The following is a 20,334-nucleotide window of genomic DNA, read 5'->3' as shown; positions in this document are numbered from 1 at the left end:
TCTGAATCAGACAAGGAGATTTTCTGATGGCTACTGCATCCGTTACCCCCGAAGTTGTTGTTGGAGCACCACCTGCTTCGACTACGCCTGTGACCCTGACCCCTGCCGCGATCAATAAGGTTCGGGAGATTATGGCGACTCAGACTCCGGTTCCTGCTGGTCTCCGGATCGGCGTGGTTGGTGGCGGATGTTCGGGTTTCCAGTACTCCATGTCATTCGAAAACCAGAGCGGAATGATGGATAAGGTCTATAAGTTCGAGGATCTAAAGGTGTTTGTGGACGCGACCTCGGCTATGTACCTGCAGAATTGCACGGTGGACTACGTGGAGACGCTTGAGGCGGCCGGGTTCAAGTTCGAGAATGCCGCGGTGAAGAGCACCTGCGGTTGCGGATCGAGCTTCAGCGTTTAGTTTTTTTGGATTTGGTTTAGAAAAAAAGCTCCGGCGGTTGCCGGGGCTTTTTTGTGTCTTTTTGGGGCGTTTTTGAGGGTGGCATCAGGAAAAGTGGTGTTTTGGACGTGGTGTTTTAGTGGTGACGATGTGGTGTTTTGTGTGGTGAAGGTGGTGTTTTAGCAGTCGTTATTTGAGAGCAGAACAATACGCCACGGTTTTCAGGTTTATTTTTCAGGAGGCCTTTCAGGGGCCCCCTAGTGGCTTGAGGGGTTGGAGACTGTGGAGAAGGCGCTGGTGGTGCGCTCCGGTTCGTGACGGGCTGGTTATTCGTTGGTCAGGATGGCGGGTAACTCGTCGAGAGTCCTGCGAAAGGCTTTGGCGTCGCCGAGGACGCGGCCAACGACGAGGGACCCTTCGATCTGGACGATGGCCTGCTCGGCTCTCCTGCGGGCCTCGGCGGTGGGCAGGCCGCTCTCTTTTGCGATCTCGGTGAAGGCTTTGATCCAGGCCTGGAGTGCGTCTTTGAGAGCGTTGGTAAGCTCGGGGCTGCCGCCGGCGAGGGAGAGCACTTCGAAGGCGCAGGGCAGGGTGCCGTCGGCGTAACAGTCTCGCAGCTGCTCGATGGCGGCGCGAAGTTTTTTTCGCGGATCTCCAGGCTCTTTGAGAGGCTCGAAGACGTGCAGCCGCAGCCACGCGTGCGTTCCTTCGGCTACCGCCAATGCGATCTGCTCCTTTCCTCCGGGGAAGCGGTGGTAGAGGCTGGCCTTCTCAAGTCCGGTTGCCTCCGAGAGGCGTGCGAGGCTGGTTCCTTCGAAGCCGTAGGTGCGAAATACCTCGGCAGACCGGCTGAGCAGGTCCTCATCGCTGACGGTCGAGTGTGCCATGTTGGATCTCCCTTCGCTTCCGACTTACGGTGCTCCAGTTTCTTTAGAGTATCCCGACCGTTCGTTCGCTTCTTTTTTTGCTGGTAGACGGTTCTAGTAAATTTCTTTGTAACTTTACCGATCGTTCGGTATCAAAAAACAAGTGAGCCAGAAGTTGAGGCTTGCAGCTTATTTCAACCCATGAGGAGAATTTCTATGTCGCGTCTTTCCGCTATCGATCAGAATGTTGCAACGGGTAAAGCCAAGGATCTACTTACCGCCGTCCACGGTGCGCTTGGGATCGTTCCCAATATGACCAAGGTAATGGCCAACTCGCCGGCTGTGCTCGAAGGGTATCTTGGGCTGAGCGGTGCGCTTGGCAAAGGTTTGCTTGACGCCAAGACGCGGGAGCAGCTTGCGCTGGTGTCGGCGCAAGAGAATGAGTGCGACTACTGCCTGTCGGCTCATTCGGCTATCGGCAAGATGGTTGGCCTGACGCCGGAGCAGATTGGGGAAGCTCGCAACGGGCATGGCCGCGATGCCCATGCTACTGCTGCTCTTACGTTTGCGCGTCGCGTTCTTGAGACTCGCGGAGAGATTAGCGATCAGGATCTGGTTGCGGTTCGCGCGGCCGGCTTCAACGATGGCCAGGTGGCGGAGATTATTGCGCACGTTGCCCTGAACGTGTTGACGAACTACTTCAACAAGGCGGCGCAGGTTGAGATCGACTTTCCGAAGGTCTCGTTTGCGAACGCAGGCTGACGATTTATTGCGTTGCGTGGCCCGCGTATCTGGGAGAACCTCTCGAGTGCGCGGGCTGCATGTTTCGGCTGGGCTCTGCGAAAGTTTAGTGGCTTTCGGGAGCCTTTGCGCGGCGCGCCAGGTTGCGCAGGACCGGGAGACCGAGTTCTCCGGCTCCCAGTACGAGAATATTGCGAGACTTAACGGCCGACATTTTCACCCTCCGGCTCAGCGACTCTGCCGAACCGCTGAACACTGAACGCTATAGGAAGCCCAACAAGGATCATGTGAGCGGCCAGCCCGTGAGCCAATTCGTGGTACTGATAAGGTCCCCTCGCATGCATGGCCGAAAGCGGAAGAACAATCATTCTCATAACAACATCTATCGCTACGCCAAAGAACAAGCCGCAGATCAGCCAGTGTTCGAGCAGAAAATGCAACCTGCGACTCACTGCGAAGTAGATAGCCGCCGCGGAAAACACAATCAGGTAATGCAGCAGCGCTCCCAGGATGTAGATCGGCGCGCCGCCGCGGGAAGCATTTTGCATCCCCAACAAGCCTGCAGCGATCACGAGAGGAGACTTAGCTCCGAACACAATCAGGGTTTCCGTTAGATCCAATGTCCCGGCGATTAGACCGGCTGTTGCGATCGCGAGACCAGCGCTACGTATCTCCGAGGTCTTGCGCGAATAAGCAGTCGCCATGCAATAACTCCTTCAAGGAATCCAGGAACAGCCTCGGAAGGCTGTCAAATCTTGAGTGACGGAAGAGACCGTTTTGCCACAGCCCAACGTCGCTTCTCCTCGGCGAGAAACTTGCGCGTGGCGAATCCCTCGATCATAGTGGAAGGCCTGCTGAGGTCGCAAAAGAAGCCAACGGACGTGGCCTGGCGAATACCGGGGCCTCCGAAAAGCCAAACAAGAGCGAGGGGATGTTTAGGTTTTCCCCCGCGCGGCGCATACAGGCTCAATGAACGCATCATCGCCATCGCGCTCAGCCACATCGGATTAGTACCGATATGTCGGTTTGTGGGTAGTCGTTGGCGAGTGCCTTTAGAACTGCGACTGTTTGCCTTAGTGGGCTGCTTCGGATTTTCCGCTGGGTTTGAAGCTCTTGGTGAGCAGGACGAGCGGGGCGGCGATGAGGGTGATGATGCCGATGATGTGGAAGCAGTCCATGAAGGCAAGGAGCTGGGTCTGGGCGTGGAGCTGGTCGTAGACGCGTCCGTAGGCTGCGGTGACCGCGTCTGCTGGGGAGAAGCCGTGGGCTTGCAGGTACGCGGCGGTCTGGTGGATGTTCTCCTGCAAGGTGCTTGAGGAGGCTGCGATGGTTGAGCCGACTCGGTCCTGGTGGAAGTTCTGGCGGCGCTCGGACATGGTGGTGATGAAGGCGATGCCGAAGCTGCCGCCCCAGTTGCGGAAGAAGTTGGTGAGCGATGAGGCTTTGTTGTTTTGCGCCGGGCTCAACTGCGAGTAGGCGATGACTGAGAGCGGCACGAAGAAGAAGCCGTAGCCGAGGCCTTGGAGAGCGCGGGCGAGGGCGTAGTGGCGGTAGTCGGTGTCGAGGTTGAAGTGGCTGTAGTGGAGGAAGGACATGCCGACGATCATGACGGCTCCGAAGAGCAGGATGCGGGGCTTGACGATGCCTCGTTGAACCAGCTGCGCGCCTACGGGGGCGAGGAAGGTGATGACTAAGGCTCCCGGCCCAAGTACCAGACCGGCGTCGATGGCGCGGTAGCCGTAGAGGGACTGGAGGAGCTGCGGGATCATGGTGGTGGAGGCGAAGAGGCCGAAGCCGAAGACGAAGTAGAAGAAGTTGGCGAGGGCGAAGTTGCGGACCTTGAGGAGGCGGAAGTCGATGATGGGATCGGGGACGTGAAGCTCCCAAAAGACTGCGGCGGTGAGGCAGGAGATGCCGATGACGAACATCGTGATGATAAAGCGGGAGCCGAACCAGTCGTCGATCTGGCCGCGGTCGAGGAGGACTTCGAGGGCAGCGGAGCCGAGGCCGACGAGGGCGATGCCGATGCCGTCGACGCGAAGTTTTCCTGGCTTTCCGTTAACCGCTGGGCCGCGGACGGTCTTGCGCTCTTCGGCGTAGGCGGGTGGGTCGTGGACGAAGCGGTTGGTGAGGAAGAGGGAGAGCAGGCCGACGGGGATGTTGATGAAGAAGACCCAGCGCCAGTTGTAGTTGTCGGTGATCCAGCCGCCTAGGACGGGGCCGATGGCCGGGGCAGTGACGATGGCGACGGTGTAGAGGGCGAAGGCGGAGGCGCGTTTGGCGGGGGGGAAGGCGTCTACGAGGATGGCCTGTTCGACCGGGGCGAGGCCGCCGCCGCCGATACCTTGCAGGACGCGCGAGAGGAGCATGATCCCGAGGGTGGGAGCGATGCCGCAGAAGAACGATGTGATGGTGAAGAGGGCGACGCAGGCCATGTAGTAGGTCTTGCGGCCGAAGACGCGGGAGAGCCACGCGGACATCGGCAGGACGACGGCGTTGGCGACGAGGTAGGTGGTGAGGATCCAGGTGACCTCGTCGTAGGAGCGGCCGAGACCGCCGGCGATGTAGGGGAGCGAGACGTTGGCGATGGAGGTGTCGAGGAGCTCCATGAAGGTGGCCAGGGTGACGGTGAGGGCGACGACCCAGGGGTTGATGACGGGGCGGGGGCGCTGGGGCCGGGCTACGGACTTGGCAGGCTGTGGGGGAGCGGCCTGGACTGGCTCGATGAGGGTGGCGGTGGCCATGGACTTCTGGATCTCCTCTCGGTTTTCGCGAAGAGTCTCGAAAAAGAGACTGAACGGTTTCTTTAAGCATCTGATTCATGAGAGGCGCCGTACGATGCGTTTTCTTGCTGCTGTAGGATTTCGGAGCAGGTAGGGCGGCGAGGGGAGAGATATGGGAAAAGGTGAGTTGACGCGGCAGAGGATTATCGAGGAGGCGGCTCCGATCTTCAATCAGAGGGGGTTTGCCGGGTGCTCGATGCAGGATGTGCTGGACGCAACGGGGTTGGAGAAGGGTGGGGTGTACCGGCACTTCGAGAGCAAGGAGGAGCTGGCGGCGGAGGCGTTTCGGTATGCGTGGGCGCGGGTGGCGAAGGCGCGGCGGGAGGGACAGGATGCGATTCCGGGGGCTGTGGAGAAGCTGAAGTATTCGGTGAGGCGGTTTGCGGAGACTCCGGGGGTCTTTCCGGGCGGGTGCCCGCTGATGAACACGGCGATCGATGCGGATGATGGGAATCCGCTGCTGCGGAGCCTGGTGTGTGTGGCGATGAAGGAGTGGAAGGCTCGGCTGGTAAGCATTGTGGAGGATGGGATCGCGGAGGGGGAGATTCGGGGTGAGGTTCGGGCGCGGCGGATCGCGAATACGATTATTGCGACGCTGGAAGGAGCGCTGATGATCAGCCGTCTGGAGGGGAATCGCAGTGCGGTGGAGGATGCGCGGGAGTCGCTCGAGGTGATGCTGGCTGGGATTGCGGCTGCTGGGTAATTGGGCGCTTCGGCGGCAAGAAAATCCAAGATGTTTGGAGGGGGAGGGAGACGGTGTCCTTCTGACACGCGTTTTGGTGGCGGGAGCGTCTAAGATGGACGAGTAACTTTGAGCGGAGACGGGTGCCGTAGGGTCTATGACTGAGTTTGTGATCAAACTGGCGGATGAGCGTGGACGGGTGATGGAGCAGAGTCACGCGGCGGCTACGGCGGAGGAGTTGAAGGCGCGGTTTACGCAGGCGGGGTACTTTGTCTATTCCGTCAAAGCCAAGAGCGTGCTGGGGGCGAGCAAGAAGAAGGTGAAGCTGGAGACTTTCCTGGTCTTCAATCAACAGTTTCTGACCTTGATCAAGGCGGGGCTGCCGATTCTGGGCTCGCTGGAGCTGCTGGGCAAGCGGCAGAAGATTCCGCACTTTCGCGCGCAGCTGGAGGACGTGGCGGCGCGGGTGAAGACGGGAGAGTCGATCTCGCAGGCGTTTGAGGCGCAGGGTGGCTTTCCGATTGTGTATACGACGACTCTGCTGGCGGGAGAGCGGTCGGGCAATCTGGAGGAGGTGCTGCAGCGGTTTCTGGACTTTCAGCGGGTGTCGCTGACGTTTCGGAAGAAGCTGAAGGCGAGTCTGATCTATCCGGCGCTGTTGGTGGTGATGGTGATTGCGCTGTTTATCTTTCTGATCACGTTTGTGGTGCCTCGGTTTGCGCAGCTCTACGACCAGCTGGGGACGAAGCTGCCGGCGTTGACTACGTTTCTGCTCGACCTGGGGCGGGAGGCGCAGGCTTACGGGATTTATGTGGCGCTGGTGGTGGGTGTGGTCGGATTTTTGCTGTATCGCTGGTCGAAGACGGATGCGGGCGCTAGCCTGATCGACAAGATTCGGATCAAGCTGCCGGTGTTTGGCAGTGTGTGGCTAAAGTATCAGGTGGGGTTGTTTTCGAGGACGCTGTCTACGCTGCTGACGGGCGGTTTGCCGCTGGTGCCGTCGCTTGAGACGGCGGCGAAGTCGATCGATTCGAGGCAGATTGCGAGTGCGGTTTACAAATCCGTCGAGACGGTTCGCGAGGGCAAGGGCTTGTCGGTGAGTCTGCAGGCGACGAAGGTGTTTCCGGAGCTGGCGATCGAGATGATCGAGGTGGGCGAGTCGACCGGCGCGCTGCCGCAGATGTTGAACTCGGTGGCGGAGTTTTTTGAAGAGGATGTGCAGACGAATCTGACTGCGGCGATGAGTCTGATCGAGCCGTTGATCCTGATCATGATGGGGCTGGTGGTGACGACGATTCTGATTGCGCTGTATCTGCCGATCTTCAGTTTGAGCGCGGGTGGAACGGGCGGTCAGTAGGGAACGGCGGAATCTTTCTTTGCGTACCTTTTGCGGGCCTGAGCGGAGTGCGGCTCGGCCTTGCGGCAGGGAGGGATTATGGATGCGAAGGCTCCGGCACGGGTGATCGAGATGCGAGGGGGCGCTGGCCGCGGCGTTTCTTCTGGGTATAGTGCGTATGGGTATCCTCGCTGGCTGAAGGTGGGCTTCTGGATCTGCGTTGTGATTGCGGTCGCGGTGGTGTTGCGTCGAGTGGCGGTGCTGGCTCATCCGACGCAGGGCGGGACGTCGCCCACGGCGGCCCTGGATGCGGTGTTCGCGTCGCATGCTGCTTTGACGCTGGCGCATATTCTTCCGGCGATGGTGTTTGTTCTGCTGACCCCGTTTGTGCTGTTGCAACGATCCAGCGCCATGTGGGCGGAGCGGCTGTTCTTTCTGCTGGGAGCCTGGGTGGGGTTTACCGCGTATGCCATGAGCGCTCATCCCGTTGGTGGGTGGGTGGAGCGATCTGCGGTGCTTCTCTTCAATAGTCTCTTTTTGGTTTCACTGGGGCGAGCCTTTGTGGCGGCGCGGCGGGGCGAGGCGCTTGTGAAGATGCGCTGGATGCTGCGATCAGTTGCGATTCTTCTTGGCATCGCAACGACGCGGCCGGTGATGGGTGTGTTCTTTGCGACGAGCCGGTTGACCCATCTTGAGCCGGGGCAGTTCTTCGGCATTGCGTTCTGGATCGGCTTTTCGATCAATACGATTGCTATGGAGCTATGGCTGCGGTCGAGGGGCGATCGGCTTCCTGTTGCGGCCTAGGAACTGATTCGGTTTATCTTCGGGATTCTGTCGGTTCCAGGTGGATTCGGGGGGAGAGGTTACAATTCGTCAAGCTCTGACGGGGTGAAGGAGTTGACTGTGATCTCTCGGCGTTGGGTGTTGCGAGGCGTGGTGGCGGTGGCTCCGCTGATGGTGCTGGCTGGGTGTACCAGCTCCTACTACAAGGCGATGAAGACGTTTGGCAAGGAGAAGCGGGACATTCTGGTGTCGCGCGTGAAGGACTCGAAGAAAGACCAGCAGCAGGCGAAGGAACAGATCAAGACGACGATGGAGTCGTTTCAGGCGCTGACTGGGTTTCAGGGTGGGTCGCTTGAGAGGAACTATAAAAAATTAAACGGAGAGTACGAAAAGGCTGCGGATAGTGCGCAGAAGCTGCATAATCGCATCGACTCGATCGACCAGGTCTCAGGGGATCTCTTCAAGGAGTGGCAGAAGGAGATCGACGGGATGGAGAACAAGAAGCTGAAGGCGCAGTCGGCGGTGATGTTGCGGCAGTCGCGGTTGAGTGAGGCGGGGTATATCAAGTCGATGCGGCAGACTGAAGCGCGGATGACGCCGGTGATTACTGCGTTTCGGGATCAGGTTACTTTCCTGAAGCACAATTTGAATGCTCGTGCGATTGGGTCGTTGAAGGGGACTTCGGCGCAGATGTCGACGGATGTGGATGTGCTGATGGTGAGCCTGGATGCGTCCATTGCGCAGGCGGATGCGTTGATCGCTTCTTTGAATACGGATCAGCCTTAGAAGATATGTCCTGCCGGACGGGCTCCCTGCGCGGGAGGCGGGCGTTCGCACGCCTTCTTAAAGCTTCGCGTGGTCCTCCCGTTGGTCGGCACAATGATTCCTCGCGACCAACGGGAGCGCCAACCGAAGGGGTACACGCGTCACGAAGTGACCGCCTCCCGCGCAGGGAGCCCGTCCGGCAGGACATTATCCGTTAGAGACTCTGCTTGAGCACGCGCTTGGCGGCGAGCGAGAGCATGAGCCGGGAGAAGCCGCTGAAGATCATGCTGATACCGACCAGCGTTCCGATGACCCAGACCGTGCTCGCAGGCCACGACCGCCAGATCATGATCGCAAGAATGAGCGTGATGATGCCGTCGAACAGAAGCCAGCTTGCGCCGTGGCGGGGGCGAAGCTGGAAGGACTGGATGATCTCCACGATTCCTTCGAAGACCAGGTAGACGGCAAGGATCAGCGTTAAGACGATGAGGGCGTCGAGCGGGTGGAGCAGGAGATAGACGCCGGTGAAGAGGTAGATGGCGCCGACGAGCAGCTCCCAGAGCACGCCGCCGGTGGTGTGGGTCTTGTAGGCGAAGACGAAGTGTGTGATTCCACTGACGATCATGGCCCAGGCAAAGATGAGTGTGACCGCGAGGCCTGAGAACGGCGGGACGAGAATAGCGAAGAGGCCGGCCAGGATCAGCAGGATGCTGAGGGCTATGGACCAGTTGATGGCTTTGGGGGCGAGCGCGGCTAAGGTGGGTGGGTAGGTGCTCATTGTTGGGTCCTCCAAAAGACGTAGGTCTGTGAGCCTAAACGGGGTTGCGCGGAGGATACCATAAGAGGTGATTCTGCTGAATAATAGAAGATTGGACGGAAGTTTCGTCTCCTGCGGATTTCGGGTTTCCCTCAAAGGGGATTCGCGCAGAAAAGATCGTTTGAACACACCGTGAATGACGCGAAGGTGTGAGTGACGGTTTGGTTGGAACAGGAGTCTTACGAATATGGCAATGGCACCGTTGGCAATACCGATTAATGAGGCAGGGATGGGCGAGGTGGAGCGCGCGCAGTCGCTGGCGCGGCGCTATCGTGCTGATTTCGTGGACCTGAAGAACTTCAAGATCTCGCATGAGCTGTTCAAGAGCGTGCCGGTGGACATGATGTTCCGGTACAACTTCGTGCCGTTGGAACAGATGGAGGGCAAGCTAGCGATTGCGGTCTCGGATCCTTCGAAGCTGATGGTGCTGGACGAGATCTCCGGTCTGCTGGGTCAGCGCCTGGTGACGCGGGTGGCTACACTGAGCCAGATTACCGAACTGCTGAAGAAGACAGAGCAGAGCCAGCGCGTGCTGGATGAGGCCAGTGAGGGTCTTGCGTTCGATGTGCTGCACGGCGATGAGAACCAGGACTCGAATATCTCGATTGAACGGCTGACGAGCGAAGACGATATCTCGCCGATTATCCGGCTGGTGGACACGACGATCTTTACTGCGCTCGAACGGCGCGCTTCGGACATTCACCTCGAGACGTTCGATGATTCATTGCTGGTGAAGTACCGCATTGACGGCGTGCTGCAGCAGGCGATGGCTCCGATTGCACGAGAGCATCACCAGACGATTCTGTCGCGTATCAAGGTCATGAGCGAGCTGGATATTGCAGAGCGGCGCGTGCCGCAGGACGGACGTTTCCGCGTCCGGTACAAGGGCAGGCTGATCGACTTCCGTGTGTCGATTATGCCGACGGTGCATGGAGAGAATGCTGTGCTCCGTGTGCTCGACAAAGAGTCGATGTCGGAGAAGTTTAAGTCGCTGTCGCTGGATGTCGTGGGATTCGCGGCGAAGGATCTTGAGAGATTTCGGCGGTATATCAAAGAGCCGTACGGCATGGTGCTGGTGACGGGGCCGACGGGCTCGGGTAAGACGACGACTCTTTACGCGGCGTTGAACGAGATTAAATCGGAAGAAGATAAGATCATCACGATTGAAGATCCGGTCGAGTATCAGATTCGCGGCATCACACAGATTCCGGTGAATGAAAAGAAGGGTCTGACGTTTGCGCGAGGGCTGCGGTCGATTCTGCGGCATGATCCGGACAAGATCCTGGTCGGAGAGATTCGCGATGCGGAGACGGCGCAGATTGCCATCAACTCTGCGCTGACGGGGCACCTTGTGTTTACAACGGTGCACGCGAATAACGTGGTCGACGTGCTGGGGCGGTTTTTGAATATGGGCGTCGAGCCTTACAACTTTGTTTCGGCGCTGAACTGCATTCTGGCGCAGCGGCTGGTGCGACAGGTTTGTGAATTTTGCGTGAGAGATGTGCACTATAGCGACGCAGAGTTGTTGGCGAGCGGTCTGGATCTGCACGAGTGGCGCGGGTTCAACTTTCGCGAGGGGCCCGGATGCATTGAGTGCGGCGGGACGGGGTATCGTGGACGGTCGGCGATCCACGAACTGCTGGAGCTGGACGACGAGATTCGTGAGATGCTGCTGGCGAAGAAGCCGGGAAGCGAGATTCGTAAGAAGGCCAAGCAGAAGGGTATGGCTTTTCTGCGGGATTCGGCGTTGGAGAGAGTAAGGGATGGGATTACAACGCTGAAGGAGATCAACAAGGTTACGTTTATCGAGGCGGGGCGGTAGGCGGGCCGCGGAAACACGATTTGACACCGCGCACCATGATGGTGACGTAGTGACAATCGATAGAGCAAGGTAGTCTAGGACGGAATGGAAATTTTACCGAAGACATTGGGCACGCGGCCGCGGCTGGCGGTTGAGGTTCGCGCAGAGGGCGTAGTGGCGGCGCGGGCCGAGGATGCGACAGCTCTGCTGACCTCTGTGGCACGGGTGGACCTGGCGAACGGTGCGGTTGCGCCTGGGTTGAAGGCCGGCAATCTCGTTGACAAGAGCTCGGTGACGGCGGCGGTGAAGAGGACGCTCGATGCGGTCTCGGGCCGTGGATCGTCTGATCGGGCGGAGCGGGGCGCAGGGCGGCTGCGGGATGTGACGCTGGTGGTGCCGGATTCGGCGGTGCGTGTGTTGTTTCTGGACTTCGATCAGCTGCCCACTAAGGTGGCGGAGGCTTTGCCTCTGGTTCGGTTTCGTTTGAAGAAGCTGCTGCCCTTCGACGCGGATGATGCGATGGTGAGCTACCAGGTGATGTCGAGTGAGAAGGGAACGATCAAGCTGCTTGCAGTTGCGATTCCGAAGGCTGTGCTCGAAGAGTATGAGGCGATGGTGCTGGCTGCGGGATATCTGCCGGGAGCAGTGCTGCCGAGTACGCTGGCTGCGCTGGCGGGCCTGGACGAGACGCCGTCGCCGGTGCTGGTGGTTAACGCCGGGCTGGGTTCGGTGACGACGGCGATTGTGCAGGCGGGAGTTCTGCTGCTGCATCGTTCTGTGGATATGGGGGCGAGTGCGGGTGCTCCGGTTGAACTTGTTGAGAGTGCGATGCCGTTGGTGGACCGGGAGAGTTCGGTGCAGGAGTGGGCACGACAGGAGCCCCTGGGGCCGGAGGGATGGGATCGGTTTGATGCGCCCTCTGAGATGCCGCCTTCGATGTTGAATTCCGCTTTGGTGCGGGAGATTGAGGCGCAGGCAGCGGCGCGTGAGGTGGCGCAGGCGGTGAGTGTGGCGGCGGCTTACTTTGAAGACTCGTTGCATACGGCTCCGGATCAGTTGCTGATGGCGGGAACGCTGGATGTGGGGACGCTGATGACAGCCACTGAAGAGAACGGGCTGGAGGGCCTGCGCGTGCGCGAGATGATGGATGCAGGAATGATGGAGGCGGGAGCGGTGACGGCGAGTGTGCCGCGAGGCTGGCTGGCCGGCGTCCGGGGAGCGCTGAAGAACTGATGCGAATCTCTGTCAATCTTGCGAATCGACCGTTTATTGAACTGAGGCCGCTGTTTGCGAAGCTCCGGCTGGCGATGGTGGTGCTGGCGCTGCTGGCGGTGGGGTTGGGGTTTGCACTGCACTCCTTGAATGCCAAGGCCCGCGTGGCGCAGGCGCAGATGGACGCGCTGAAGGCTAAGACGCAGAGGTATCAGCATGAGCGCCAGGCGAACGAAGCGAGGATGCACCAGCCGCAGAATATGGCGGTGTTGGAGCGGTCGCGTTTTCTGAACCAGATGTTTGCCGAGAAGAGCTTCAGCTGGACGGCCGTGATGATGGACCTCGAGAAGGTGCTGCCGGTTGGGGTGCAGGTGACCAGCATCGATCCGGCGATTACGAAGGAAGGCGATGTAAATATCCGGCTGCGGGTGAGCGGGGATCGCGACAAGGCCGTGCAGCTGGTGAGGAATCTGGAGACATCGCAGCGGTTCCTGTCGCCGAGGCTGGCGTCGGAGCAGACGCAGACGCAGGAGGGAAACCGGAATGCTGCGCAGGTAACGGCTCCCGGTGCGGTGCAGTTCGATGTGTTGAGTGGCTATAACCCGCTGCCGGAGAGATCTGGGAAGGACGTCTCTGCGAAAGATAAGAGTGCCTCGGACAGTGATTCGGGTGTGATGAAGAAGAAGAGGGCGACTGCTCCGAAGAGTGCGCTCCCAAGGGCTGGAGTGGTGAAAGCTCCGGCGCAGAAGGTAGCGGCGCGATGACGACAGTAGCTGAGAAGAAACGAACCGCTGTTGCGGCAAAGCAATGGGCAGAGAAGGCGAGCCGGCTGGGCACGCTGAAGAACTTCCACATTGCGGGCGTGGTTGCGCTGGGGGTGGTGAATCTTTATCTGTTGGCGCATATGGCCTTTGCCTGGCGCGCGGCGAACAATCAAAACGCGGCCGCGCTCGCAGATCAGACGGTACAGATGAAGACGGCGGAGATTGCCAGACAGCCGTTGGAAGGTCTGGACGAAAAGCTTGCGCAGGCTACGAAGGATTCCGACAAGTTTTATAAGCAACGACTTCCATTTGCAGTATCCGGCGTAGTGGGAGAGCTGGGTTCTCTGGCTAAGAAGCAGGGAGTCAAGCTAACCCGCGTACAGTACGCCTATGCGCCGGTGATGGATGGCACTGCTGGGGCGCTCACGGAGGCAAGGCTGGACGCGAGTTTGAGCGGAGAGTATCGGCCGCTGGTGGTCTTTATCAACTCGCTGGAGCGGGACAAGATGTTTTTCCTGATCAGCGGCCTCACGTTGACGGGACAGCAGAGCGGGACGGTTGGACTGCGGCTGCGGCTTACGACGTATCTGCGATCGCCCGTGGGGACCGAAGGCTCTGAGAAGAACGTGGCTGGCGGCGCAGACGAGAAGGCGGCGGGCATAGCCTCCGCAGGCCCCGATGCAGGAGGCCGGCGATGATGCGGCTGACGGCGGATCAACAGAAGAAGGGTGCTGCGATTGGTGCGTTCGTGCTGGTTGCGGCTGGGGTCTTGTACTACCAGTTGCGCGATGACAGCCCTGCGCCGGTTGCGCCGCCTGTGGTCGTGACGGCTCCGGCGAGGTCTGCTCCTGCTGCGGGAGCGGTCGTCGCGCTGCCGTCGGGAAACATCGCTGGCGCGGCGGCGAAGAAGCTTGGGACCACCTCGGCGCAGCTTGATCCGACGCTGCGAATGGATGCGATGCTGGTGACTGAGTCGCTGGTGTACTCGGGCAGCGGACGGAATATATTTTCGGCAAACTCGGCGCCGGTAGAGATTCCGAAGCCGATAGCGCCGGTGCGAGCGGTAAAGGCTCCGCCTCCGGGCCCCCCGCCGCCACCTCCAGGGCCTCCACCACCGCCGCCAATCGACCTGAAGTTCTTCGGCACGGCGACCGCGGCCAACGGAACGCGCAGGGCGTTTCTGCTGCACGGGGAGGATGTGTTCCTTGCCTCCGATGGCGACATCGTGCAGCGGAGGTATAAGGTAATCACCATCTCGGCCAACTCGGTAGAGGTTGAGGATATGGCGAATAACAACAAGCAGACGCTGCCACTGCTCGCCCGGTGAAGCTGCTGTCGCTTGAGGTAGAGGCGATGAAGAGACTTTGCTCCCGGCTTTTTCTCGAGGTTCGTATCCCGCGCGATCCTGCGCAGAATCCTCCGTGCGCCGACGACCGGCAGGCGGAGCAGGGTTTCATGCTGGTAGGGCTGATCGTCGCGATCTTCATCATTCTGCTGGTGCTGAGTATTGCCGCGCCGAAGATGGCGCAGGAGCTGCGGCGTGAGAAGGAGGTGGAGGCGGTGCATCGCGGAAACCAGTACGTGCGCGCGATCCAGCTCTACTACCGCAAGAACAACTCCTATCCCGGCACGATGGACGCGTTGGCCAAGGGAACTCCGGTGAAGTATCTGCGGCAGGAGTATATGGACCCCTTCACGGGCAAGTCGGACTGGCGGTTGATCCACGTCGGTGAGGCGAAGACGACGGTGAAGGGATTCTTCGGCCAGCCGCTGACGGGTCTTGCGCCTGGGTTGGGCTCTGCCGCGGGACAGGCTTCGGCTGGAGGTATTGGTGCAGGGGCTGCTGGTTCAAACTCCGCGTTTGGCTCGTCGACTAGCAGTGCGTTCGGTTCGTCGGGGTCGGGCGGGTCGAGCGCCTTCGGTGGCTCCTCCGGAACTACGTTGGGAGGCTCAAGCTCCGCCGGAACGAATCTGGGGAGCACGGCGGGAGCTGGAGCCTCAGGCCCAGGTACGTCGACGCCGACGGGTTCAACAGGATCGACGGACAACTCCGGAACAGCTTCGACTGGGACGGGCGCTAACAGCACCCTGGGATCGGCCGCCGGGATCGCCAGCCAGTCGTCCGGCGGATTCTCCGGAGGCGGTGCGCCGTTTGTCGGCGTGGGGATTCCGAAGGAAGGCACCTCGATCAAGGTGTTGAACGAGCAGACGTCGTACAACACGTGGGAGTTCATCTACGATCCTCGGATTGAGCAGATGAAGGCGGCTGCGGGCCTGCTTGGCGGAGGGAACCAGGGTCTTGGGTCTGCCGGTTCCCTGAACTCGGGAGTTGGAGGCGCAGGGACTGGATCGTCGCCAACCTCGGGGTTCGGATCTTCGCCAAGCTCTGGATTTGGATCTTCACCCAGCTCCGGATTTGGCTCGTCGCCGAGTTCGGGCTTCGGATCATCTCCAACGTCCGGCACACAAGGAAGTGGCACGACGACACCGACTACGCCACAGCAGCCTCAGTAATCTTGTTCGATTCGATGGCGCATCGGAATCATCCTGACGACTAAGGTTTCTTTGTCACGATTGCCTTTTGATCGATGGTGCGCAGCCGACCAATACGTCCATGCGGACCAACCACGAAGGGAAGCGAGAGAGCGTTCCAGTTCTTGTCGGCATCGGCAGGGTCAGTGGACGAAGGTGTAAGCGGACGCCAGTTTTTGCCGTCGTCAGTGGAGATGTCGGTGCCGTTGGGGCCTACAGTGATCCAGAGTTTCTGGGTAGGGTCGTAGGCTACCGAGGAGCGGTAGCCATGGGGTGGAGTGGCTGCGGAAACCCAGTGTAAGCCCGAATCGATGCTGAACGCTGCGGAGCCGGTTGCACTTGACGGTTTTTTATAATCGCCGCCGACACTTACGCAGGTACCCTTTTCAAGGTACAAAAGAGTCCATTGGTCATTAGGGGGAGTGTTGGCGGTCTGGTCGTCTCCTGGCGCGATTGCAATCGAGAATGCGCCCGCGGACTCGCCTGCTGAGAGTGGGATGTTCCCGCCCACGTATTTCCATGAAACCCTGGGGTCGTGTTTTACGAATTCGGACAGGACGCGACTGCGCGCGCCAGACGCGCCACCGGTTACAAATATCTCCCCCCAACCGTTACTCGTGAGGACTAAAGACGAATTACTGGCAGCAAAGAGGCTCTCTCCGTCTTTAGCAGAGGGAAGACCGGCTTCTCCTCCACCACGCCTTGACCAGTGATCTCCGTCGTCTTTCGTTTCAAATTCAGCAAACTTGCCGTTCACAGGATCTCCGATGATCACGCCAATGTGTTCAGGAGGATCATCTTTTCGATTGTGAGGGCCAAGTTTGAGCTGGATTGCATCCCAGAAGCCGTCTTTGTCGGGGTTCGTGAAGACCAGTTTCCATGTCTGACATCCATCGGTGGTTTTGTAGAGGCGGGATTGGTCGCCGGGGCCGCTGGACATGACGATGGCGGTGTTTTCGTCGAAGGCCTGAACGCCGCGGAAGTCGAGCTTCTCCGCGCCGGGCGGTATCGCGCAGGTCTGCCACAGATAGCCGCCGTCTTCGGTGCGCAGCACAGTGCCGTCGGTTCCGCTGGCCCACGCGACTCCTCCACCAACGTTGTGAATGCCGCGCAGGCTGGCGGTGGTGTGAGACTCTTCGATATCCCATTGTGCGTAGGCGAAGCTTGCGGCTTGTGTCGTTGCCAGAGTGAGGGCCAGGAGAAGGTGAGAGGATCGCATCTGCTGATTAGTGTATGACGTAGCCTGAACGAAGCGCGAAGGCGATGTGAGGAGATCGGTTCGTGCTGCGCGCGAAGGCTCACACATCGCGATGAGACTGCGATGTGTGGGGCACCCGCACACACATGCGCCGAAGTGCGGGCTCCGGCTAGAAGGTAGCAAAAAAGTACAGCCAAATTTGCTGCCCGTTGGGACGAGTCGCGGAGGTGTTACACCTTCTGCTGCCAGAGGCCGAGCGCTGCGCCAGTGGGGTCGCTGATGACGCTGAACCAGCCCAGATTCGGCACCTCTTGAACGTCCACGTGGACCTTCGCGCCGAGCCCCGCGGCCTGTTTTGTGGCTGCGTGGATGTCATCGACCGCGACGTAGGGCAGCCAGGACGAGGGCGCTCCGGGGACAGGCTGTGTCATCATGCCGCCGCCCGGACCGGTGCTTTCGGGTTTGAAGGTGGAGTAGGTCATGCCTTCCCCGAATTGAGTATCGGTTATCTCCCAACCAAACATACTCGTGTAGAAGGTTTTGGCTTTTGCGAGGTCGGTGCTGCCTAGCTCCAGGTGACAGAACGGGTGTGCCATTGAGTTGTCCTCTTTTTCAGGATGGGTGATTCGCGGCCCGCGTGCACGCAAGAGATTTTACCCGGAGATGGTTGACAGGCTTGTGACAACGCCCTTCCAGGTCCTGCCGGACGGGCCCACTGCGCGTGGGGCGGGCGTTCGCACGCCTTTTTAAAGCTTCGCGTGGTCCTCCCGTTGGTCAGCACAATCTTCTCTCGCGACCAACGGGAGCGCCAACCGAAGGGGTATACAAGTCACGAAGTGACCGCCCCACGCATAGTGGGATTGTGGCATCTTTGCTACCGAGGCGTGAGGGTCAGGGTGTGGGTGGCGGCGACATCGACTGCGGCGTGGCTGAAGGGCAGCGGGAAGGTGGTGCCGTGGTACCAGGCGGGCCACTGATCCATGAACCAGGCGCTCAGCGGGTTCGAGGACTCGCCGAGGACGAGGTTGAGCGTGCTGTGGTCGAAGTCGGAGAGGTCGGCGGTGAAGCGCTCCGAGGGGCCGAAGCTGCGGCCTACCTGCTTGACGGTGACGTCGTCGCCGCTCTGGGGTTGGAGGCCGGGGCTGGTGGGCAGGCCGATGACGCGCTGAAGGATCGGAGATTGACTGTAGACGGGGTGTTCGATGTCGATGGGACGGAACTGACCGTAACGCCACTTGGAGAGGTCGGCGGGAGCGTGGTTGTCGGCGAGGGCCTTTGAGACGGCGGCAGTGAGCAGGTCGTCCCAGGTGGGATACGCCGGGGGCAGCCATCGGCTGGGAGTGTGCATGATGAGCCACTCCTCCGCGTAGGCCTTGTTGCCCCAGGTATAGAGAGCGGCTCCCGTGCGAGGGCTGCCGGGCTGAAGATCAGACTTCGTCTGGGGCTGCGCACTGAGCTGCGGGTCTAGCAGCAGAGGCCACAGTGCGGCGCGAGTCGCAACGACGATTGCCGGGGCGGCGGCGTCCGCATCGACGTTGCCGTTCCAGTCGCGCAGGAGATCCGCGGCCTGATGAAGACGCTTCGCGGCGGTCTTTTCTGTCGTGAACTCGGACTTGGTGACGTGATCGATGGCGTAGGCGAGACGCTGCGCGATCGCGTGATCGACATCGGAGTACACGTCGGTCTGGAGCGCTAGCATGTCGGCCGCCGTGAGATGGTCTTTGGTCTCCGCGGCGCGCGCCGTAAGCACCTTCCAGATGCGCTCGTTGCGATAAGGAGCGGCCCAGTTCAGCGTGATCGGATAAGGGTAGTCGTCGCTGGTGACACGGGCGTTGGCGGTGGCGAGGATACCGTTGGGTGGGTCCACCACGCGCGGAAGCATCTCGTATGGAATCGTGCCGGCCCAATCCTGCGTAGTGTCGAGCGCGTCGCTGGGAACCGGGCTGATGGGGCTTGGCGTCGCGATGTTGCCGCGAATCGGAATCTTTCCAACGGCATGGTAGCCGATGTGACCCTGGTCGTCCGCATAGACGAGATTCTGCGCGGGGCCGCCAAAGCTGGAGAACGCAGCGACAAGACTGGCTCCGTCGGTTGCGCTGTCGATGGCTTGAAACGACGGCGTGATGTTTGAAGGATCGTAGATCGTCCAGCGAAGGGAGAGGCTGCGCTTCTCGCTGGGAAAGATGCCCGAGATGATCGGTGTATTCACGCCACCGTGCTGAGTGGCGGGCACATCAAGAACAAGATCCTTCGCGCCTTTGACGTGGATGATCTCCTGCTGATGGACGACCGCATGCCAGCTGCTGTCGAGCGCCTGATACTCCATCGTGTCGCCACTGCCGCGCGTGTGCTCGATGTAGATGTCCTGCACCTCTGCGCCGAGATTCGTAAATCCCCACGCAACATGGGCGTTGTGGCCGACGATGATAAACGGCACGCCGGGCAGCGAGACGCCGGAGACGTGAAGATCTCCATTCGGTGCAGGCGCTTCGAGATCCGCCTGATACCAGATCCCCGGAATATTGTGCGTCAGGTGCATGTCATTCGATAGCAGCGGCTTGCCGGTAGCGGTATGCGCGCCCGACACAACCCAGTCGCCCGACCCCGCAAAACAGCCTTCGCAGACGGGGTTCTTGAGAGTCTCTTGCAGTGCGAGCAGATCCTCGGGAGTAGCCGTCGCACTCGCCGTCGGCGCCGGCCTGCGAAGCTTCGTCTGCGATTCATCAAGCGGAATATCCGGAATATCCTGCTGCGGCGCGGTCAGATCAACCACAGGCTGAGCCGGTGGATGGTCGCGCCACGAGCCCACAGGATAGAGGTCCCCAACCAGATGCGAAGGAAGCCGCGCAGTCAGCGCCTCGCGATTCAACTCCTGCGGAAAGCTGTTCGTCAGATCCTGAAACATCACCAGCCCAATCAGAAGGCTGTCGCGCGGAGTCCACGGCGCAGGCGTGTAGCGTAGCAGTCGAAACTCCAGTGGCAGATGAGCGCTCTGGTCTGCAATCGACGCATTCACGCCGGCAGAGTACCGCTCCAGCAGATGCAGTTGATCCGCCGGAAGAGTAGCCAGCGCGCGGTCGGCAGCAGCGCGAATCTGCAGGGTGCGTTGCGCGCGATCATGCGGAATCAGCGGCGCTCCAAGTATCTCGGCAAGATTGCCCGCGGCATGTCGGCGCAGCGCATCCATCTGCCACAACCGGTCCTGCGCTGTCACATACGCCTGCGCCATCACCAGATCGTCCAGCGAACTCGCCCGAAGATGGGGAACGCCGTGGCCATCGCGCTGAACTGACACCGTAGCGGACAACCCAGCGATAGAGATCGCACCATCCAGCTGCGGCAGAGCATCGCGCATCGCCTGGTGAGTCCAATGCCGCGCATAGAAGAAACCAACCACGCCGGAGAGCAGCACCAGCAAAGTAAAGATAACCACGAGTCGATAGAAGATCCGTCTGCGTCGAACCTGCAAGGCGGTTCGGGCTTCTTCCGAGGAGGCTGCGGCGGCGATCGATTCGTACGGGTTCATAGCTTTGATCGAAGTGTAAATGGAAGCGTGGCCCGGCGCTCAACTCGACAGACAACCGCGCATGTCATTTAATCTGGTTTACGTAGCATCAGTGATGCGACATTGGATGTGGTCCGGTTCGCAACGCAGTGCCGGACCG

General features: G+C 60.1%; 19 protein-coding genes. 12 read left to right on the top strand and 7 right to left on the bottom strand.

Features of this window, described 5'->3' with window-relative positions; all coding sequences use genetic code 11:
* The first annotated feature begins 26 nt into the window (after positions 1-26).
* Complete coding sequence (locus HDF10_RS11605; RefSeq protein WP_183762798.1) at positions 27-410, top strand: HesB/IscA family protein; 384 nt, start codon at positions 27-29, stop codon at positions 408-410.
* Between the two features lie 305 nt (positions 411-715).
* On the opposite strand, the gene HDF10_RS11600 is transcribed toward HDF10_RS11605, so the two are convergent.
* Positions 716-1,276, bottom strand: coding sequence for a TetR/AcrR family transcriptional regulator (locus tag HDF10_RS11600; RefSeq protein WP_183813473.1), 561 nt, complete (start codon positions 1,274-1,276; stop codon positions 716-718).
* A 195-nt stretch (positions 1,277-1,471) separates the two neighbouring features.
* On the opposite strand from HDF10_RS11600, the gene HDF10_RS11595 reads away from it, so the two are divergent.
* Positions 1,472-2,017, top strand: a complete 546-nt coding sequence (locus HDF10_RS11595) for a carboxymuconolactone decarboxylase family protein (protein WP_183813471.1) — start codon at positions 1,472-1,474, stop codon at positions 2,015-2,017.
* Between the two features lie 179 nt (positions 2,018-2,196).
* Here the strand turns inward: HDF10_RS11595 and HDF10_RS11590 are convergent, their stop codons facing one another.
* Entirely contained in the window at positions 2,197-2,700 is a 504-nt protein-coding gene (locus HDF10_RS11590; protein ID WP_183813469.1) for a hypothetical protein, read from the bottom strand.
* A gap of 369 nt (positions 2,701-3,069) precedes the next feature.
* A complete protein-coding gene (locus HDF10_RS11585; protein ID WP_183813467.1) occupies positions 3,070-4,740 on the bottom strand; it encodes a DHA2 family efflux MFS transporter permease subunit in 1,671 nt (556 codons plus the stop codon).
* Positions 4,741-4,891: 151 nt separating this feature from the next.
* On the opposite strand from HDF10_RS11585, the gene HDF10_RS11580 reads away from it, so the two are divergent.
* From HDF10_RS11580 to HDF10_RS11565, 4 genes are all read left to right on the top strand, one after another.
* Positions 4,892-5,482 (top strand): TetR/AcrR family transcriptional regulator, encoded by a 591-nt coding sequence (locus tag HDF10_RS11580; RefSeq protein ID WP_183813465.1) that lies wholly within the window; start codon positions 4,892-4,894, stop codon positions 5,480-5,482.
* Positions 5,483-5,618: 136 nt separating this feature from the next.
* On the top strand, positions 5,619-6,818 hold the full coding sequence (locus HDF10_RS11575; protein ID WP_183813463.1) for a type II secretion system F family protein: 1,200 nt from the start codon (positions 5,619-5,621) through the stop codon (positions 6,816-6,818).
* A 78-nt stretch (positions 6,819-6,896) separates the two neighbouring features.
* The gene (locus tag HDF10_RS11570; protein ID WP_183813461.1) at positions 6,897-7,601 is read left to right on the top strand and encodes a DUF2306 domain-containing protein; all 705 of its coding nucleotides are present in this window, start codon (positions 6,897-6,899) and stop codon (positions 7,599-7,601) included.
* Positions 7,602-7,700: 99 nt separating this feature from the next.
* Entirely contained in the window at positions 7,701-8,366 is a 666-nt protein-coding gene (locus tag HDF10_RS11565; protein WP_183813459.1) for a DUF2959 family protein, read from the top strand.
* A gap of 193 nt (positions 8,367-8,559) precedes the next feature.
* Here the strand turns inward: HDF10_RS11565 and HDF10_RS11560 are convergent, their stop codons facing one another.
* Positions 8,560-9,123 (bottom strand): HdeD family acid-resistance protein, encoded by a 564-nt coding sequence (locus HDF10_RS11560; RefSeq protein ID WP_183813457.1) that lies wholly within the window; start codon positions 9,121-9,123, stop codon positions 8,560-8,562.
* 226 nt (positions 9,124-9,349) lie between these two features.
* On the opposite strand from HDF10_RS11560, the gene HDF10_RS11555 reads away from it, so the two are divergent.
* The 6 genes from HDF10_RS11555 (at position 9,350) to HDF10_RS11530 (ending at position 15,453) form a co-directional block, all read left to right on the top strand.
* The gene (locus tag HDF10_RS11555) at positions 9,350-10,984 is read left to right on the top strand and encodes a GspE/PulE family protein (protein ID WP_179584986.1); all 1,635 of its coding nucleotides are present in this window, start codon (positions 9,350-9,352) and stop codon (positions 10,982-10,984) included.
* Between the two features lie 84 nt (positions 10,985-11,068).
* Positions 11,069-12,196: a type IV pilus biogenesis protein PilM gene (locus HDF10_RS11550; RefSeq protein WP_183813455.1), complete on the top strand. Its 1,128-nt coding sequence runs from the start codon at positions 11,069-11,071 to the stop codon at positions 12,194-12,196.
* The gene (locus HDF10_RS11545) at positions 12,196-12,939 is read left to right on the top strand and encodes a PilN domain-containing protein (RefSeq protein ID WP_183813454.1); all 744 of its coding nucleotides are present in this window, start codon (positions 12,196-12,198) and stop codon (positions 12,937-12,939) included. The genes HDF10_RS11550 and HDF10_RS11545 overlap by 1 nt, the downstream gene beginning before the upstream one ends.
* On the top strand, positions 12,936-13,637 hold the full coding sequence (locus tag HDF10_RS11540; protein ID WP_183813452.1) for a hypothetical protein: 702 nt from the start codon (positions 12,936-12,938) through the stop codon (positions 13,635-13,637). The genes HDF10_RS11545 and HDF10_RS11540 overlap by 4 nt, the downstream gene beginning before the upstream one ends.
* Positions 13,634-14,266, top strand: coding sequence for a hypothetical protein (locus tag HDF10_RS11535; RefSeq protein WP_183813450.1), 633 nt, complete (start codon positions 13,634-13,636; stop codon positions 14,264-14,266). Before HDF10_RS11540 ends, HDF10_RS11535 begins: the two co-directional genes overlap by 4 nt.
* A 26-nt stretch (positions 14,267-14,292) precedes the next feature.
* Positions 14,293-15,453, top strand: a complete 1,161-nt coding sequence (locus HDF10_RS11530; RefSeq protein ID WP_260177824.1) for a type II secretion system protein — start codon at positions 14,293-14,295, stop codon at positions 15,451-15,453.
* A gap of 40 nt (positions 15,454-15,493) precedes the next feature.
* On the opposite strand, the gene HDF10_RS11525 is transcribed toward HDF10_RS11530, so the two are convergent.
* From HDF10_RS11525 to HDF10_RS11515, 3 genes are all read right to left on the bottom strand, one after another.
* Positions 15,494-16,777: a WD40/YVTN/BNR-like repeat-containing protein gene (locus tag HDF10_RS11525; protein ID WP_260177823.1), complete on the bottom strand. Its 1,284-nt coding sequence runs from the start codon at positions 16,775-16,777 to the stop codon at positions 15,494-15,496.
* Between the two features lie 122 nt (positions 16,778-16,899).
* On the bottom strand, positions 16,900-17,265 hold the full coding sequence (locus HDF10_RS11520; protein WP_183813448.1) for a VOC family protein: 366 nt from the start codon (positions 17,263-17,265) through the stop codon (positions 16,900-16,902).
* Positions 17,266-17,543: 278 nt separating this feature from the next.
* Positions 17,544-20,195 carry a penicillin acylase family protein gene (locus tag HDF10_RS11515; protein ID WP_183813446.1) on the bottom strand — a complete coding sequence of 884 codons (2,652 nt, stop codon included), beginning with the start codon at positions 20,193-20,195 and terminating at the stop codon, positions 17,544-17,546.
* Between the last annotated feature and the right edge of the window lie 139 nt (positions 20,196-20,334).

The organism is Tunturiibacter empetritectus, from assembly GCF_014201375.1.
Lineage (GTDB): Bacteria > Acidobacteriota > Terriglobia > Terriglobales > Acidobacteriaceae > Edaphobacter > Edaphobacter lichenicola_D.
Note: the sequence above shows the minus strand (reverse complement) of the source record. Positions and strands in the feature narration are given on the sequence as shown.